The sequence below is a fragment of the Dyadobacter sp. AC419 genome (assembly GCF_979253085.1).
This window is the reverse complement of sequence record NZ_CEEDCD010000003.1, coordinates 258197-273911: the sequence shown is the minus strand read 5'-3', so window position 1 is coordinate 273911 and position 15715 is coordinate 258197. Positions and strand designations below refer to the sequence as shown.

The 15715-nt window shown below is 44.9% G+C and carries 13 protein-coding genes and 1 pseudogene; 1 reads left to right on the top strand and 13 read right to left on the bottom strand.

The features are described 5' to 3' along the window. Positions 1-18: 18 nt before the first annotated feature. The 13 genes from AC0IYG_RS01700 to argB all read right to left on the bottom strand — a co-directional run bounded on the left by AC0IYG_RS01700 (position 19) and on the right by argB (position 13406). Positions 19-1713, bottom strand: a complete 1695-nt coding sequence (locus tag AC0IYG_RS01700; protein WP_471709291.1) for a SusD/RagB family nutrient-binding outer membrane lipoprotein — start codon at positions 1711-1713, stop codon at positions 19-21. Positions 1714-1890: 177 nt separating this feature from the next. Next, positions 1891-2532, bottom strand: a complete 642-nt coding sequence (locus tag AC0IYG_RS01695; RefSeq protein ID WP_471709290.1) for a hypothetical protein — start codon at positions 2530-2532, stop codon at positions 1891-1893. After that, positions 2519-4453: a SusC/RagA family TonB-linked outer membrane protein gene (locus AC0IYG_RS01690; protein ID WP_471709289.1), complete on the bottom strand. Its 1935-nt coding sequence runs from the start codon at positions 4451-4453 to the stop codon at positions 2519-2521. Before AC0IYG_RS01690 ends, AC0IYG_RS01695 begins: the two co-directional genes overlap by 14 nt. Beyond that, positions 4450-4989, bottom strand: a complete 540-nt coding sequence (locus AC0IYG_RS01685) for a carboxypeptidase-like regulatory domain-containing protein (protein ID WP_471709288.1) — start codon at positions 4987-4989, stop codon at positions 4450-4452. Before AC0IYG_RS01685 ends, AC0IYG_RS01690 begins: the two co-directional genes overlap by 4 nt. A gap of 358 nt (positions 4990-5347) precedes the next feature. Continuing rightward, positions 5348-5620, bottom strand: a complete 273-nt coding sequence (locus AC0IYG_RS01680) for a hypothetical protein (RefSeq protein ID WP_471709287.1) — start codon at positions 5618-5620, stop codon at positions 5348-5350. A gap of 11 nt (positions 5621-5631) precedes the next feature. Next, positions 5632-6624, bottom strand: a complete 993-nt coding sequence (locus AC0IYG_RS01675) for a phosphatase PAP2 family protein (RefSeq protein ID WP_471709286.1) — start codon at positions 6622-6624, stop codon at positions 5632-5634. Beyond that, positions 6621-7019, bottom strand: a complete 399-nt coding sequence (locus AC0IYG_RS01670) for a hypothetical protein (protein WP_471709285.1) — start codon at positions 7017-7019, stop codon at positions 6621-6623. Before AC0IYG_RS01670 ends, AC0IYG_RS01675 begins: the two co-directional genes overlap by 4 nt. Next, the gene (locus tag AC0IYG_RS01665; RefSeq protein ID WP_471709284.1) at positions 7012-7833 is read right to left on the bottom strand and encodes an FG-GAP repeat domain-containing protein; all 822 of its coding nucleotides are present in this window, start codon (positions 7831-7833) and stop codon (positions 7012-7014) included. The genes AC0IYG_RS01670 and AC0IYG_RS01665 overlap by 8 nt, the downstream gene beginning before the upstream one ends. Beyond that, positions 7808-9898: a CRTAC1 family protein gene (locus tag AC0IYG_RS01660; protein WP_471709283.1), complete on the bottom strand. Its 2091-nt coding sequence runs from the start codon at positions 9896-9898 to the stop codon at positions 7808-7810. The genes AC0IYG_RS01665 and AC0IYG_RS01660 overlap by 26 nt, the downstream gene beginning before the upstream one ends. Positions 9899-10110: 212 nt before the next feature. Continuing rightward, positions 10111-11334, bottom strand: a complete 1224-nt coding sequence (locus AC0IYG_RS01655; RefSeq protein ID WP_471709282.1) for a c-type cytochrome — start codon at positions 11332-11334, stop codon at positions 10111-10113. Positions 11335-11412: 78 nt separating this feature from the next. Next, positions 11413-11883, bottom strand: a complete 471-nt coding sequence (locus AC0IYG_RS01650; RefSeq protein WP_471709281.1) for an ATP-binding protein — start codon at positions 11881-11883, stop codon at positions 11413-11415. After that, the gene (locus tag AC0IYG_RS01645; RefSeq protein ID WP_471709322.1) at positions 11817-12527 is read right to left on the bottom strand and encodes an ATP-binding protein; all 711 of its coding nucleotides are present in this window, start codon (positions 12525-12527) and stop codon (positions 11817-11819) included. The genes AC0IYG_RS01650 and AC0IYG_RS01645 overlap by 67 nt, the downstream gene beginning before the upstream one ends. A gap of 93 nt (positions 12528-12620) precedes the next feature. Next, positions 12621-13406, bottom strand: a complete 786-nt coding sequence (gene argB, locus AC0IYG_RS01640; protein ID WP_471709280.1) for an acetylglutamate kinase — start codon at positions 13404-13406, stop codon at positions 12621-12623. Positions 13407-13563: 157 nt separating this feature from the next. Between argB and AC0IYG_RS01635 the strand changes: the two are divergent. Next, positions 13564-15637 (top strand): annotated as a pseudogene (locus AC0IYG_RS01635) (protein-disulfide reductase DsbD family protein). The last annotated feature ends 78 nt before the right edge of the window (positions 15638-15715 follow it).

Genomic DNA, 15715 nt, shown 5'->3' with positions numbered 1-15715 from the left:
AAATCTAAAAATATAAAATCAAGGCTTGTCCCACCATACACGGCCCGCCGCGCTAGTCAGGTCACCGAAGCCTGGCAATGCTGCCATAGCGTCGTAAGCTGCTTTTTTATTAGCGAAGTTAGGATCTGTTTGTGTTGGCAATGAGATAGGGGCTCTACGTGGAATGGTCAATGGAACATTCAGGTAAGTTAGTCTTGGCAATGGAACAACCGATGTTGGGTTAGGATAGCCCGTCCGCTTGTAAAGTGCCCAACCTTCCTGAGGCTGCTTCATGAAGTTCAGATAACTCTGGCTCGCGATCTGATCGATTGCTTTTGAAGCATCAAATGCGATATCAGGCTGAGCCATGTAAGTTGTGATTTCAGCAGCTGTCATTGGAGTGTAATTAGTCAACTGTGATTTCTGACCAATCTCGTTGTAAAATTCCAAAGAGCTTTTCACACCCGCTTCGTACCATGTTTTAGCAGTCGCTGCGCCAGTTGTTTTTGCCGCAATCTCAGCACGCATAAAGCAATATTCAGCGTAAGTAATTACCGGAAGGTAAGACTGACCTGTTCCTGCGTTTCCTGCTGCATCTGATCTTCCTGTGTTAAACAAGCGAGGCTGAATGAATGACAATGTATCAACAGTCTGATTGTTTGACTTAATTGTCTTTGCAGTGTAATAACGCTGAACATTAACGGTCTGACGGGAATCGTCAGGGCTTGTAAAGCTTCCTACGTAACGTCTGCCTTCAGTTGTTCCGGCTGGAAGTTGTTTGTCAGCGATCAGCAAGTTAATGTTTGCTTGTGAATACTGGTTAGGCGTGAAGAAAGCATCGATACGCGGATCTTTTTTGTTCCACATAAAGTCAACCATTGGTTTTGGAGCTCTCAACTCGTCTGTATTCCAGTTTCCGCCGCCTGCATCACCTGTAAATGTTGCATTACCGATAAATATCCAAGCATCTGCGTTGCTAGCCATCAAATCTGTTGCAGGCTGTGCAAGCACGTCAGAAATAATCGCTGTTCCAGCTGCTGCATCTGCTTTCTGAACGCGTAATGCCATTCTTAAACGCAATGCATTCGCAGCTTTGATCCATTTTTGCGTATCGCCTTTGAAATATTGATCATAAGCGCCCAACGAATACTGTGGTGCTGAAGGTGCCACTTTCAATGCTGCTGCTGCTGCTTTGATCTCGCCATCCAGCTTCGCGAAAAGCTCCTGCTGCGTATCGTATTTAGGCTGCAATGTTCCGCCATAACGTCCCTGGAACGCCTCTGTGTAAGGAATAGCGCCGTAAATATCAGAAACATAAAATGCATAATATGCTCTCAGGATTCTTGAAATCTGAATCATCTGATCGTAACGCGGCTGCTCCGCTGCATCCAGTTTGGAAACAAGCTGCTCTACATCATAAAGCCTGTCACCAACACCATTGTAAAGCCGTCCATAACGGTTTGCGAAGTTATCCGAGTTCAAAGTAAATGAACCTTGGTTTCCACTCAACAGCGTGTTATACTGCATCCAGGGCATAATACGACGGTAAAGGTCATAGAATGCTTCAAAATCCTGGCCATGAATCTGCTGTGTGGCCTGCAAAAACTGGTTTTGAGGCGGGATCTCCGTTAATGCGTCCGGGTTTTTGTTTACGTCCACAAACGCTTCTTTTTCGCAAGAATATAAGAACCCTACTGTGGCAAGTAAGAGTATTTTTCCTTTTATAAATTTCATAACAATTTTATTTTTGAATGGGCTGTAACAATTGAGGATTACAATCCTACACTAACTGACACTCCAAGGTTACGTGAGAAAGGCAGACCACCATACTCCATAAATTCACCCGCTTTGTTGCTGTACAAACCTTCTGGGTTGATACCATCCTTAGCAGTGCGATACAGGTAACCCAGGTTACGTCCTACCAGACTTACCGCGTAGTGACTGGATCTTCGCTTTTCCAAGCAATGATGCAGGAACATTGTAGCCGATCGAAACTTCACGAAGTGAAACCCATGAGTTTTCAAACGTTGAATATTCGCGGATACCCGATGACCATTGTGTAAGGTTCAAATAGTAAGCGTAAGCAGGAATTGGCTTCACATAACCAGCAGCAACTGCATCTGCGTATGACATTCCACCCAAATCTTTCGGTGCACCGTCTACAACAACCTGGAATCCGTCAGCCAAAACACCTTGTGGAATGATACCGTCTGTTTTTTGATTTCCTTCTGCATCCGTGTAAGAAACACCGCCATGCTCAGGATCTCTTCCTGGAAGTGTAAATTTGAATGCACCTGTTGACGAACCATATTGGTGCGTAGCAGAAGACATCAAGCCACCGATCTTCGCATCAGCCTGAACCGTTGCTGTGAAGTTTTTGTAACGGAAGCTGTTCACATTGCTCGCAAGGAATTTCTCCATTACTGATCCAAGCTCTTTGTCTGCTTTCGATCCGTAAGCACCGTTACGCACGTAACCGATTCCACCCTCACCAGAGATTGTTCCGATTACTTTTTGTCCGTTTGCAGGATTGCTTGCATCACCTAGACTCATAAGTTGCAAATCCGTAACCTGTGATGATCGTTCCGTAATCTTTTCCTACTCTCGCAACGGATTTGATATCTGCACCAAAACCAAGGTTCAGCTCATAAGTGTTCGTTCCTTCAACCAGTTCAAGAACTTTGTTGCGGTTGCGGGAGAAGTTGATGCTTGTATTCCATTCGAAATCAGCCTTTTTGATCGGCGTAGCAGTCAACAAGATCTCAACCCCTTTATTCTGGATTCTACCAGCATTAACAACTCGGCTGCTTACGCCTGACTCTGATGTAGTGCTCAGGTTAAGAATCTCGTTTTTGGTGATCTTGTTGTAAACTGTTGCATCAATTCCCAAACGGTTGTTGAAGAAACGAATGTCAGCACCAAATTCAACTTCTCTTGCCAAACGGTTTTTCAAACCATAGTTAGGAAGAATGTTATCACGGAAACCAGACCAGTTAACAACACTTCCGTCCGGCTGCGTGTATGTTCCTTTTGGCTCATAAACGCCTGTCTGGTTTGTAGACCAAGCATCTGTATCACCACCTGTATAACCAAGGCTGGCTCTTAACTTACCAAATGACAGCCATGATGGAAGATTTTTAAGTGATTCAGTCGCAATCCATGAAAGACCAACAGATGGGTAAGAATAAATGTAATCACCGCTTCCGTTTGCATAAGTCAATGTTGACGACCAGTCCGTACGAAAGCTAGCGCTCAATGTTAACGCCTCTTTGTAAGTCAAATCACCATATGCATAAAGTGCATCGATTCTTTTTGACGGCGTAAGCGCATTGCTTTCAACGCGAAGCACATTAATGCTGTTTGAAAGTGAATAAACATCAGGAACACGAAGTCCACCGTCTGTTCTCATATCAAACTTGCGACCACCGATCAAACGGTTCGTTTCACCACCGGCAGAAAGGCTGAAATTGAAGTTCTCACCAATTTGCTTTGTAGCTGTCACCAAACCCTGGAAACGAGTTTGTGATTTGTTTTCAGAATATTCACGGAATTCACCGCCTGAGAAGTTCACGTTATCCCCTCTGTTCTGGTTGTTACCTGTGTACAACTCATTCTGAACGTTACCGCGAACCAGGAAGCTCAACCAGTCTGTAATGTTTCCGGTAAGGTCAATGTTTCCTCTGAAAACTTTCTCATTACGGAATTGTCTGTATTCAAATGTCTGGAACATAAATTCCGTAATGTTGTACGGATCAGCAGTTCCTCTGCGACGACCACCTGCAACCGGATCAATGTAGTTTTTAGACCAGTAATCGATATCCATGCTGCGCGGACGGTTATATACAAAACGGAAAACCGGGTTGTAGTTACCACCTTGACGGATCGGGTTAACCATGTCGTTGTCCGTATAATCTGCACTTACGTCCAGATTCAGGATTTTACCGATTTTCTGTGTTCCGCGAATGTTGAAGTTATTTCTCTTCAACTCTGTTCCCGCAACCATGATCGAGGTGTTTTTCAAAGTAGAGAACGAAGCACGGAATGAGCTGCGTTCGTTACCGCCTTCAATAGCCACGTTGTGGTTAATGTATTTTCCTGTTTGGAAAAAGCTTAATGGATCATTCGCTTTCCATTCCACCATGCGGCCATCCAGGTCACGCACTTGCTGGCCTTCGAATTTAGGACCATAAGAGAATGGGAAGTTTGGACGGTCCACTTCCGGAACGCCATCAGCGCCGGTTGCAAATGTCGAGCTCAAACCTGCACCATATTCATTTTGCAGATCAAGGAATCGGTAAGCTGTTTCGAATGTAGAAGTATGGTTGTAAGTAACACCCAAACCTTTATCCTGACGGCCTTTTTTAGTTTGAACAACAACAACACCGTTCAAAGCCTCAGAACCATAAAGCGAACTTGCAGCAGAACCTTTCAACACAGTCATCGACTCAATGTTGTCCGGGTTGATGTTTTTCATAATGTTACCAAAATCCTGCGCAGCTCCCCACGAGTCAGCTCCTCTGATGTTCCAGGGCGGATAAGCACACCATCCACAACAAAAAGTGGCTGTGTATTAGGGCTTAAAGAGGCGTTACCGCGGATACGGATACGTGAAGAGGACATTGGACCACCCGTTCCCTGGTTGATCATAACCCCTGCAACCTTACCCTGAAGCGCGTTCACCATGTTGGCGTTGGCAGTTCTGGTAATGTCATTTCCCTGTACGGACTGAACTGAATAAGCTAGTTTTCTTGCTTCCGTGGACATACCGAAACCGGTAACCACAACTTCGTTAAGCGTTTTGTTGTCTTCGTCCAGGTTCACTGTAAGTTGGCTCGCATTGCCAACAGTTACTTCTTTACTGATGTAACCAATTGAAGAAAAAACAATCACGGAAGTGGCAGAAGGCACACTTACGCTGAATGCTCCGTTGGCGTCAGTCGCTCCACCGGTGTTGGTTCCTTTAACAAGATAGGAAACACCTGGTAAAGGATTTTGGTCTTTGTCTAGCACCGTTCCATTAACGGTACCTTCTGTCCTGGGCCATGCTCCATGAACTCCCGATAAGCAGGAGAAGCAAGGTTACCAGACGGGTTAAGTTTGTAAACTTTTGTCTCATGGTAAACTTAGTAAGTTAAATAAAGGTGGCTTAATGGGTCTTTACTGATGTGACCTAAAATGACGTTACTGAAAATAGATTCGGGCATTATTAGACAGCATGAGTATTGATGGTTCAAAATAAATATAATTATTAACAAAAACATAACATTTATTAAAAAATATTAATAATAAGCATACAAAGTAAGTAGAGTGTTTGGCTATATTAGCGTTTGACCTTTATTTTTCAGACAGAAAATGCTGTCCAACCAGCTTACCCTGCCGCTGACCATTGACAATAGACGATCTGTAATGCATTCCTCCATACAACCGGCTGAATCGCCGCTTCGTCACAAGCTTGTTTGAATGATTTTTTGAAATTTCTGGCCGGGAGACCGTAATCCATCACAGTGCGGTCTAAAAACGCGAAATCCTCACCCAATATTGCAGTCAGCACAACGGCTGCTGCGGTGGAAATGAGCACTGTGCCCGCTTGTATATTCCGGGAAATGGGCGGCGTTTGCAACATGGGCCGCCATTTTTTCATCGATATAAGCATTAATAACTGTTTCGGGCCGGATAAACTGACTCCTGCATTTCTTCATCCCAACAGCTTATAAACCCATCGAATAAAGCCATGGAAGTGAGCACGTAGGCGGCTGCCGTCTCCTGCCAATTCATATTTTTAGTTTCGGCTGCCTGGCCTGCAATGGAAATCCAATGTCCGCCTGGTGAAAGCTTTTTTGTTGCAAAATTCAAATGTCCTTGTGTATTGAGGTAAAACGGATTACAGTCCCAAAAACTTGCGATAAAGACTTCTTCTTTGCTTAACTTTTTGGTAACCTGGTAAACCTCACGAACTTCTTTCATGAAAATGCTCGCTGTGTCTGTATTATAAGCAGGCGGCGCAATGGGCTTGAATTGTCCCGCAGAGTCCAAGCTTACCGGCCTGATCTGTGACCAATAAGGTTCCACGGCGTCGATAAAGCCAGGCGGCGTTGGTGTCCACTTTCCCTTTTCCTTGCTGTAAGTGTAACGGCGCTTGGCTCTGGTTTTCGCGTAATTATCTGTCAAAGACCAGGTTAAAATGCTGTCGCTCACTGCTTGCCCTAGCTTTACTGAATTGTTGTAAACCAATATGTCCCTTTCCTGAAACTCACTGAGAATCACTTTAATGCTATCCAGAAGCAGATGTTCTGAAAACACCAGCTTACCACCGGTTTTGAAAAAAGCATACACTGCCGCAAGCTCGTAGTTGATCTTTTCATTGTGTTTCAAAGCTGCTACATTGGGAAAACCGCTAATCTGGCCGTGCATGCTGCGATAACTTTGATCCGCCATTGCGAGCGTTTCATAAGCTGCAACATTGGCATATAAATAGATCCTGCTGGCCACAGGCGGTGAAAAAATATCATGAACAATTGCGCGCGTCAGGTTTTTCTCCGCCCTGTGTAAAAGCTTGGGGGACGGACCGGCAATGGAAGCAAGTGCGCCTGCAAAATTTGCAAGCAGGCATATCAGGAGCATATTGAATATAAATCTCCCGTTCATTTTTGCTCGTTTTGTTGAAATATGACTGGCTCGCCATTGTTAACGCCCAGCACTATACGCAGATCTTTGAATTGAACTCCGGTTCTGATCTCCCCGCCAGCCCAGAATCCTGTTTGCATTGGATCGACGCTTTCAAACTTGAATGGTGTAATTTGCCGCAATGTAACACCCACAGAAGCATCGCAAGGCCCAAGCTGAACGCGATAGGACGAGAAATTGCCTGCTAGGAGCAAATCCGTTTTGCTGTCAGAGTCCAATTTTACAGGAATGATCGTGCTAACTCTTGAAATCTGTGCTTCCTCAGGCAGTTCATGAATTTGAAATTTAAAGTTGCCTTTGTTTTCGAGGATAATGCTCGCCAATTGCTTGCAATAAACCTTTTTGCTTTTATCCACCGCTTCTTTGGCCGAATATATCGGTCATGGTTGCATCCGCGTAAAGGGCGTAATTGGTGTATTTCCTTTTCAATGCAGGCATTTGGTCCAGCATTTCGTCGCGTGAAAACATGGGATAACTTTTGTCACCTATATAATATGTGGAAACCGGATCCACGACGCCGTTTTTGTCAAAATCATCGTAAAAGATTGTCACTGGCTTCTCGGCAGACGCTTTGTATTGATTATTCAAACCGCCATTTCCGAGGACAAAATCCAGATCGCCATCATTATCCATGTCCACGGGCAACATTGCAGCCCACATTCCGTCCGTGTCTTTTAGCTCGGCAGGCGACTGTTCTGCGAATTCATTTCCACTGTTTTTGAACACTTTAATGGCCATCCAATCGCCTATCAGCATTAAATCCGGTTTTTTATCCTCGTCCATATCCTCAAACACAGCACCTGTGACCATTCCCGGATTCAGCAAATCCTTAGACCAGTCGGCTGTCACATCTGTGAATTTAACATTGCTTCCTTGGCTGTCATTTCTCAAAATATAACTCCTGGCAGCCATAGGAAATGATCCCGGAACGGCCCTGCCGCCTACAAAAAGGTCCAGATCGCCGTCACCGTCGATATCTGCAACTGCTGCACATTGCTTTGGGTTTTTCATGGAAGGCAATGCCAAAACATCCTCGTGAAAGTTGCCTTTCCCATCATTAATATATAAATGATCGCGATACTCCGGTGCCTGATCTTCAAACTCATTTCCGCCGCTGACAATGTAAAGATCCTGATCGCCATCCTTATCCGCATCGAAAAATACCTGCATTCACTTCCTCGCAAGCCACATTCTGCCGCCAGGGCGGGGCTGTTGCGCCTTCAAACATTCCATCAGGTTTTTGCAAATAAAGCACACCAAACTGATTGGAAGCGCCACCAAAAAACAGATCCTCCAAACCATCCCCATTCACATCCGCCTTCGCAAGCGCCGGCCCGAGCTTGGACAACTGATAAGGCAAAAGCACCTCGACTTTGAAATCGACAAATTCATTTTCATGATGAATAAAATCAATCCCTATTGCTTGAGCACTAGCTTTTTCCAACATTGTTTTCACTGCCACAACCTCCTTCTTCGCCAAATCCTTACCCTCCGATTCCTTCAAACGCAGCACCTTTTCAACTGGATTAACGAGCATTGTAACCTTTCCCGAAGGCCAAACGACTTTCAGCGAGTCCACTTTCGGATTTTTACCCAAACCGAAATGCAGATCCGACGTCACCGTGGCCTGATATCCGCGCACCGGATAAAGCTCGGCATACTGCGTGAACCCATTGGCATAAACCCAAACCTTACTGCCAAAAGCCAGCGTATTTTTGCCAGACCCGCTTAATTTGAGCGTTATTCCCGGCTGGTCGCTGTTATTTTGGTAAACGGAAGCAGGTTCATTTACGTTGGAAATCACCAGGTCCAAATCACCGTCACTGTCAAAATCCGCATAAGCCGCCGCGTTCGAAACTGCGTCTTCATTGAAGCCCCACCTTTTGGAAACATCCTCGAAAACGTACTTCTGAGAAGCATTCGTATTGTTGCGATATAAATAATTTCGCAGCTTGTTGGAAGGCATTTTCTGCACCAGGCCGTAAGTCTTGAAATTGAGATTTCCTTTGGACACTTCCTTCATTTGCTCGTCGGCGACGGTGTATTTGAGGAAATCCATATTGGTAAAATCGCGCAGATAACCATTCGTAATCAGCAGATCCTTCCAGCCATCATTGTCCAGATCGGCCATTAGTCCGGCCCAGCTCCAGTCCGTGTTCGCAACGCCAGCCATTTGCCCGATCTCACTGAATTTCACATTGCCCTGCGCATCCGTTCCGCGGTTCAGATGCAGCATATTGCGCATATTCTGATGATAATAACCGCTATCGAGCAGCAGATGATATTGATCGTAAACGTCGGGACCTTTGAGCAATTTTTGTCTGTGATTGTCTTCCGGAAGCATGTCCAGCGTAAGCACGTCGGGTTTTCCGTCGTTATTGAAATCGCTCACATCCGCGCCCATCGAGAATTTGGAAACGTGGGTAAATGATTTTTTCAGCGATTCGGTGAATGTGCCGTTTTTGTTGTTGACATAATAGCAATCCACTTCAGTGTAGTCACTCGTCGTGTACAAATCCGGCCAGCCGTCCTGATTCATGTCAGCCACAATCACACTCAGACCGAAATTCAGTGCATTGTTGATGATGCCGGCAGCTTTTGTAACGTCCTTGAATTTCAGCTTTCCGCCTTCACTAATGTTCTCAAAAAGCCGGTTTCCATAATAAGGATTAGGCGTCGCGCGCATTTCACGAGTGTTTAGAAGCGGATTAACCGTGTGATTGGAATGGTTTAAAAGGAACATATCCAGATCGCCATCTTTGTCATAATCAAAAAAAGCAGCCTGCGTAGATTGCGAGCCAATCGCATTTAAACCACTCTCAACGGCCATTTCCTTAAAAACAGGAACGCCGTTTTTGATCCCCTGATTAATAAAAAGCTCATTGTTGCGGTCGGAAAGCTTGCGGAAAAAGCCAGAATGACAAACGTAAATATCCAGCAGCCCATCGCCGTTCACATCCGCGACGCTCACGCCGGTTGACCAAGTGCCGTTGCCTTCTATTTTTGCTTTTTTGCTAATGTCTTCAAAAACAATTTTGCCAGCAGCAGATTTGTTGATATACAACTTATTAGCAACCGTATTTCCGGAAATGAAAAGGTCCGGGGCGCCATCATTATTGAAATCGCCGATCCCGATGCCGTTGCCGTTGTAAAGATATTCGTAGCGGAAAATGTGCAGTGAATCATTTTCTTCGATCTTGTTGATGAAATTAACTTTTGTGTCTTTTGGTGACAATAATGTGAAGAGGCTTTGAGACTGACCCGGCTTGGAGATGCCGAAAAGGAAGGTTAAAAACAGAGAGCAACGTACAGTTTACGCATGCATCAATGTTTACCCATGAATGTCAATTCCATTTGAATACCAGATTTCATCCCCGGCCTCGCGCTCCACATACATTAAAATCAAAGTCATCATTTCCTGGTCGCTCCGCATATTTCCCGTCGACATCACCAGTTCTGGCGGACTATGCGGGTTTGCGGATTGGCGGCCGTGTTGTCATAAGTGCCTTCCACGTGCACAATGGCACCTTTTGGCAACAATAAAGGCTTTTTATATTTATAAATTTCCTGCCACCGGAAGTCCCACGCAGGCACATGCACAAGCTTGATCGTGTCGCCCGCAGCAGTGGTCGCGTAAGCTTTAAATTCTTTACCCAGATAATGCATATGCGGCCAGGCGTAAAGCAGCGAAACATCCGGCTGATTATTCGCAATGCGCAGGCGGAAAGTTTTCACTTCATCCGCGAAAATCATAAATGGCGGACTAATGTCTTTCTCCCCAATCCCGCCGGAACCTAAGCTAATAACCTTCACCTTCCGTTTGATCGGCGTGTTTTTGAAGAAAATATTGACACCATCAATGCTTTCGGCGTCAATGGAAGAAGGCCCGAAATGCACAGTTACGAGCACGACGCCACGTTTTGGCATCACCCAGCCCATGTCTTCCGGGTAAGTTTCAACGGTGGTTCCGGGAATCCAGCCGCCATAATAAGTCATTTCTTTTTTGTATTTGACCCACTCATAATATTTATCGCCCGAAGGCCCGCTCAGATCCACAAAATCAACCGTGTTATTCAAATCAATCGCAGGATCATTCACCGGATGTATCGCAAAATTGGCGTGGTGAATGAGTTTTTTATTGTTGGAAGTAAATTCAATGGCTTCCACATTTGCCTCTTGCGCAAGTTCAAATGGGATTTTAAACATTACAAAACGTTCCGCAGCGTCGCCTTTGACAACAAATGCATCCTTAATCCGCAGCGACAGGTCGGGCTTGCGTTTATAAGCTGTTCCCGCATTCACCCTGGCCTGTAATTCCTGCTCTGCTTTCAGGTTTTGCTTGCCTTTTGGTGTGCCGCCATCGATCCAGCCGACGATGGTTTTAATGTCCTTATCGCTCAGTGAGCGGTCATTGGCGAAAGAATTGAAATGGTTATCTGCCTTCCACGGCGGCATGTAACGCGAACTTACGACCTGTTTGATAAACTTGGATCGCTTGGTAACATCCTCAAAAGTGATCAGGGGAAATGGAGCCGCCTCGCCCGTCCGGTGGCAAGGCACACAATTGGCATGAATGATGGGCTGGACATCCTTATAAAACTCCGGAACCTGGCCTGCACACAATTCACACAACAACAAAAGCACAAAAAACAGGCCTTTTCGGAACAACATGGTAATGAGTGGGTTTACGCCACGCAATTTAATAATAGAAACTTGATTTTAAAATAATTTAATAAAGGGTTCTACAACTTATAGCTTTTCCAAATCATTAATAGAGTAAATCGTTAAACCGGTCCTTTTTTGAAATTCGTTCCCACCATAAACTAAGTTGAGACTAGCTTCTCCTGCAATTTTCTTAAAATGATTCAGACCATTAAAAAAGTCGTTTTGGATCGTCTTTCCTGATTTTATCTCAACCGCTTTTAAATTAATGCCGTCCTGAATGAGCAGATCAACTTCATTTTGACTGTAATCTCTCCAGAAATAAAATTGAGGCTGCTTTCCCTGGTTAAGCACATTCTTTTGGAGCTCGTTAATTACTAAGTTTTCGTATAATGAACCCTTAGCAAAATGGAACCTCAATTGTTCCAAATTGCTTATTCCAAGTAAGTGGGCCGCTAACCCAACATCATGAAAATAAACTTTGGGCGTGCTCACAATGCGTTTGCTGAAATTCTGATAATAAGGTTGAAGGCGAAAAGCGATAAAAGATGTTTCCAAAACCGACAACCACGCATTAACCGTCTTATTGTCAATCCCAGCTCAACGCCTAGGCTTTGCTGATTAAATAGCTGTCCGATCCTACCGGCAAGAAGCTTGATGAAGCGTTGAAAAAGGCCAAGATCAAGGATGTTTTTGACTTGCCTTACATCGCGTTCTATATAAGTGCGGAGATAATTATCATAGAATGTAGGTGCGTCAATATTATCCACGAGCTTGCGTGGATAGGAGCCCGATAAAATGTATTGTTCCCAGCTTTTGGGCAGATATGGTGTATTACTCAGTTCGTTAAGAGAAAATGGAAGCAAATAAAAAATGGCAACCCGACCCGCGAGAGACTGCGTAATCTGCTCCATCATTAAAAAGTTTTGAGATCCGGTCAATATATACTCGCCCTTCCGATTCCGTTCATCGGTGAAGACTTGCAGATAAGAGAAAAGTTCAGGAACATATTGCGCTTCGTCTATGATGACGCCGTCTTGATATGTGTCCAAGAATCCGACAGGATCTTCCGTAGCAAATGCTCGCAAACTCAGATTTTCCAGATTGACATACTGATAATCCGGCTGGACCATCTTTGCTAATGTGGTCTTTCCCGACTGTCTGGGCCCAGTAATCGTTACTATTGGATATTTATCCAACATCTCAAGCGACCTCGAAACTAGTTCTCTCTGAATCATTTGTAAATTTAGGAATTCAATTCCTAAATTTACAAATTAGTATTTTATAATTTACTATTAAAGGGCAATCACCGTCCCAGCCGCCGACTGCGCTGCTGCCAGCAAATCATCTGCATGGCAAATGGTAACTTGCTTAACGCCTGCTTCTAATGCTTCAAATGCGCTTTCGAGCTTTGGGATCATGCCTTTGTTGATGACGCCGGATGATTTGTAGTCGGCATAGGAAGCGGGATTGAGTTGTGAAATGACTGCATTGTCGTCGTCAGGATCAGATAGGACGCCTTTTTTCTCGAAACAATGAATGAGGTTTACCGCGAACATTTCTGCCATGGCGACGGCTGTGGCGGAGGCCATCGTGTCGGCGTTGGTGTTGAGTAACAAGCCTTCGGCGCTATAAGTTAAAGGAGCGATGACAGGGATAAGATCGCTGCCGAGTAATGCGTTTACTTGCTTGGCATTTACTGCTTCAATGTCTCCTACAAAACCGTAATCGATGGTTTTCACTGGTCTTTTGACCGAACGTATGATGCCGCCGTCAGCGCCGGTGAGGCCTATGGCGTTGCAGTTCAATGCTTGCAACTGCGCAACTAGATTTTTGTTGACCAATCCGCCGTAAACCATCGTCACAACGTCCAGCATCGCCTTATCCGTAATCCTGCGGCCTTCCACCATTTGCGTTTCGATCTGCAATTTTGCTGCGATTTGCGTGGCCACTTTTCCGCCGCCGTGAACGAGGATTTTGGGCGCATCGAGTTTAGCAAAATCACTTAGAAAACGGGCGCAGGCTTCGGGGTTATCGATTACATTTCCGCCGATTTTTACAACATAAAGGGTCTGAAACATTGTAGTGGGTTTTTTACGCTGAATTTGAGCCGGCAAAGTTAGCAGAAACAAACCGCGCTGGAAGCGGAATTTTATTAGATGAATTTTTTTGGCAAAATTACGTTGACTAAGCAAAGCAGAATTAAAAAAATCATGAAACGCCGCCTTCTCATTTCCCTTGTTCTTTTGTCTATTTTTTACGCAAGCCGTTTTTGCTCAATTACAGAAAGCCAAAGCACATTGGACTTACACATTTTCCAAACCGGAAGTAAAAAAAGGTGAGACGGTCGATCTGCTTTTCACGGCCATTGTTGACAAAGACTGGTACATTTATTCCAGTGATTTTGACCCGGATCTGGGGCCAATGTTAACTACATTCAATTTTGAAAAAAACAATACATTTGAAGTTGTAGGCAAACTGAAACCGCAAAATCCAAAAGAAAAATTTGAGGAGGTTTCGGTGGGAAAAGTTCGTTATTTTGAAGGGAAAGGTGTTTTCAAACAAACTATAAAAATACTTGCGGACAATCCGGTCATCAAAGGAAGCTCCGAATATCAGACTTGCAGCCACGTAACCGGGCTTTGCATTCCTGGCAATGATGATTTCGAATTCAAGGGCCTGAAAGTCGTTGCTGGCGCGGCAACCAATGACACGCAACCAACAGTTGGCAAAACAGAATCTGCAACAGGCTCATCCTCAGCGGTTACAGCCACGCCAACCGACAAATTAGCCGACACTTCTTTTACCATTAATGCAGGCGACGGAGACACAGCTGCCAAGGCAGAAGCCGCTGCAACATTATCACAAACATTAAGCTCAGAAGACGACTCGGCCGATAAATCGCTCTGGGGCTTCGCATTAGCCGCATTTTTGTCCGGCTTGGTTGCCTTGCTCACGCCCTGCGTTTTCCCGATCATCCCGATGACGGTGAGTTATTTTACCAATCAGGAAAAAGGAAAGCTGAAAGCATTGATATACGGCATTTCCATTGTTTTAATCTATACATTAATAGGAACCGTAGTTTTCGAGGTTAAATGGCCCTGCATTTGCCAACTTCCTCAGCACGCACTGGATTCCTAATCTGCTTTTCTTCGCCATTTTCTTCGTTTTCGGATTGTCATTTTTAGGGCTTTTTGAGATCGTTCTGCCGAGTGGTTTTGTCAATAAAATGGATCAAAAAGCCGACCAGGGCGGTTATGCGGGGGTTTTCTTTATGGCATTTACATTGGTGCTCGTTTCATTTTCTTGCACCGGGCCTATTGTAGGAAGTTTGCTCGTGGCCTCAGCGGGTGGTGAAGTTGTGAAGCCCATCATTGGTATGGCGTCGTTTTCGGCCGCATTTGCCATTCCGTTTACATTATTTGCCCTTTTTCCGCAATGGCTGAAATCTTTGCCCAAATCAGGTGGCTGGCTGAATACGGTAAAAGTCGTTTTAGGCTTTCTGGAACTGGCATTAGCATTGAAATTTCTCAGCATTGCCGATCAGGTTTACCACTGGCGCTTGCTGGACCGCGAAATCTATCTCGCATTCTGGATCGTCATTTTCGGCTTGCTAGGGTTTTATCTTTAGGCAAAATCAGAACACCGCACGATTCTCCGCTTGAAAAAGTGAGCATGCCCAGATTGCTTTTATCCATCATTACATTCACATTCGTAGTCTATATGATTCCCGGCATGTGGGCGCGCCTTTAAAAGCATTGGCCGGTTACCTGCCACCACAATCGACTATTGATTTTGATTTAAACAAAAGAACCGCGGGAGTAACAAGCAACATTGCCCCCGGCGAAACCCGCAAATACGCTGACCTTTTCCACTTGCCTCACGAACTGGAAGGTTTCTTCGATTACAAAGACGCATTAGCCTACGCCAAAAAAGTCAACAAGCCTGTTTTCATCGACTTCACCGGCCACGGCTGTGTAAATTGCCGTGAAATGGAAGCCAGAGTCTGGGTTGATCCGGCTGTGCAGCAACGGCTTAGAGATGATTATGTGATCGTGGCGCTTTATGTAGACGACAAAACGGAATTGCCCGAATCGAGTTGGTACACTTCCAAATACGACAACAAAGTAAAAAAAAACGATTGGCGCCGAATGCAGATTTGCAAATTGTGAAATACAACAACAACGCACAGCCGCATTATTGTCTGGTCGATCATGATGGCAACCTGCTCGTGAAGCCAAAAAATTACGATTTGAATCCTGCGAATTTTGCAGCGTTTTTGGATACCGGAAAGGCGGCATTTAATAAATAGGCCCGCCCCGTCCCGCCACGCCCGCCCCCCATTTTCCGTTGGCTTAAGCCAACGGAAGTTTCTTTTCCTGAAACCTGA

What these genes read in the sequence shown, in the direction of transcription:
- AC0IYG_RS01700 (WP_471709291.1), bottom strand. Translation starts at nt 1,713, where the DNA reads ATGAAATTTATAAAAGGAAAAATACTCTTACTTGCCACAGTAGGGTTC.
- AC0IYG_RS01695 (WP_471709290.1), bottom strand. Translation starts at nt 2,532, where the DNA reads ATGAGTCTAGGTGATGCAAGCAATCCTGCAAACGGACAAAAAGTAATC.
- AC0IYG_RS01690 (WP_471709289.1), bottom strand. Translation starts at nt 4,453, where the DNA reads ATGAAAAACATCAACCCGGACAACATTGAGTCGATGACTGTGTTGAAA.
- AC0IYG_RS01680 (WP_471709287.1), bottom strand. Translation starts at nt 5,620, where the DNA reads ATGAAAAAATGGCGGCCCATGTTGCAAACGCCGCCCATTTCCCGGAAT.
- AC0IYG_RS01675 (WP_471709286.1), bottom strand. Translation starts at nt 6,624, where the DNA reads ATGAACGGGAGATTTATATTCAATATGCTCCTGATATGCCTGCTTGCA.
- AC0IYG_RS01665 (WP_471709284.1), bottom strand. Translation starts at nt 7,833, where the DNA reads ATGCAGGTATTTTTCGATGCGGATAAGGATGGCGATCAGGATCTTTAC.
- AC0IYG_RS01655 (WP_471709282.1), bottom strand. Translation starts at nt 11,334, where the DNA reads ATGTTGTTCCGAAAAGGCCTGTTTTTTGTGCTTTTGTTGTTGTGTGAA.
- AC0IYG_RS01645 (WP_471709322.1), bottom strand. Translation starts at nt 12,527, where the DNA reads ATGTTGGATAAATATCCAATAGTAACGATTACTGGGCCCAGACAGTCG.
- argB (WP_471709280.1), bottom strand. Translation starts at nt 13,406, where the DNA reads ATGTTTCAGACCCTTTATGTTGTAAAAATCGGCGGAAATGTAATCGAT.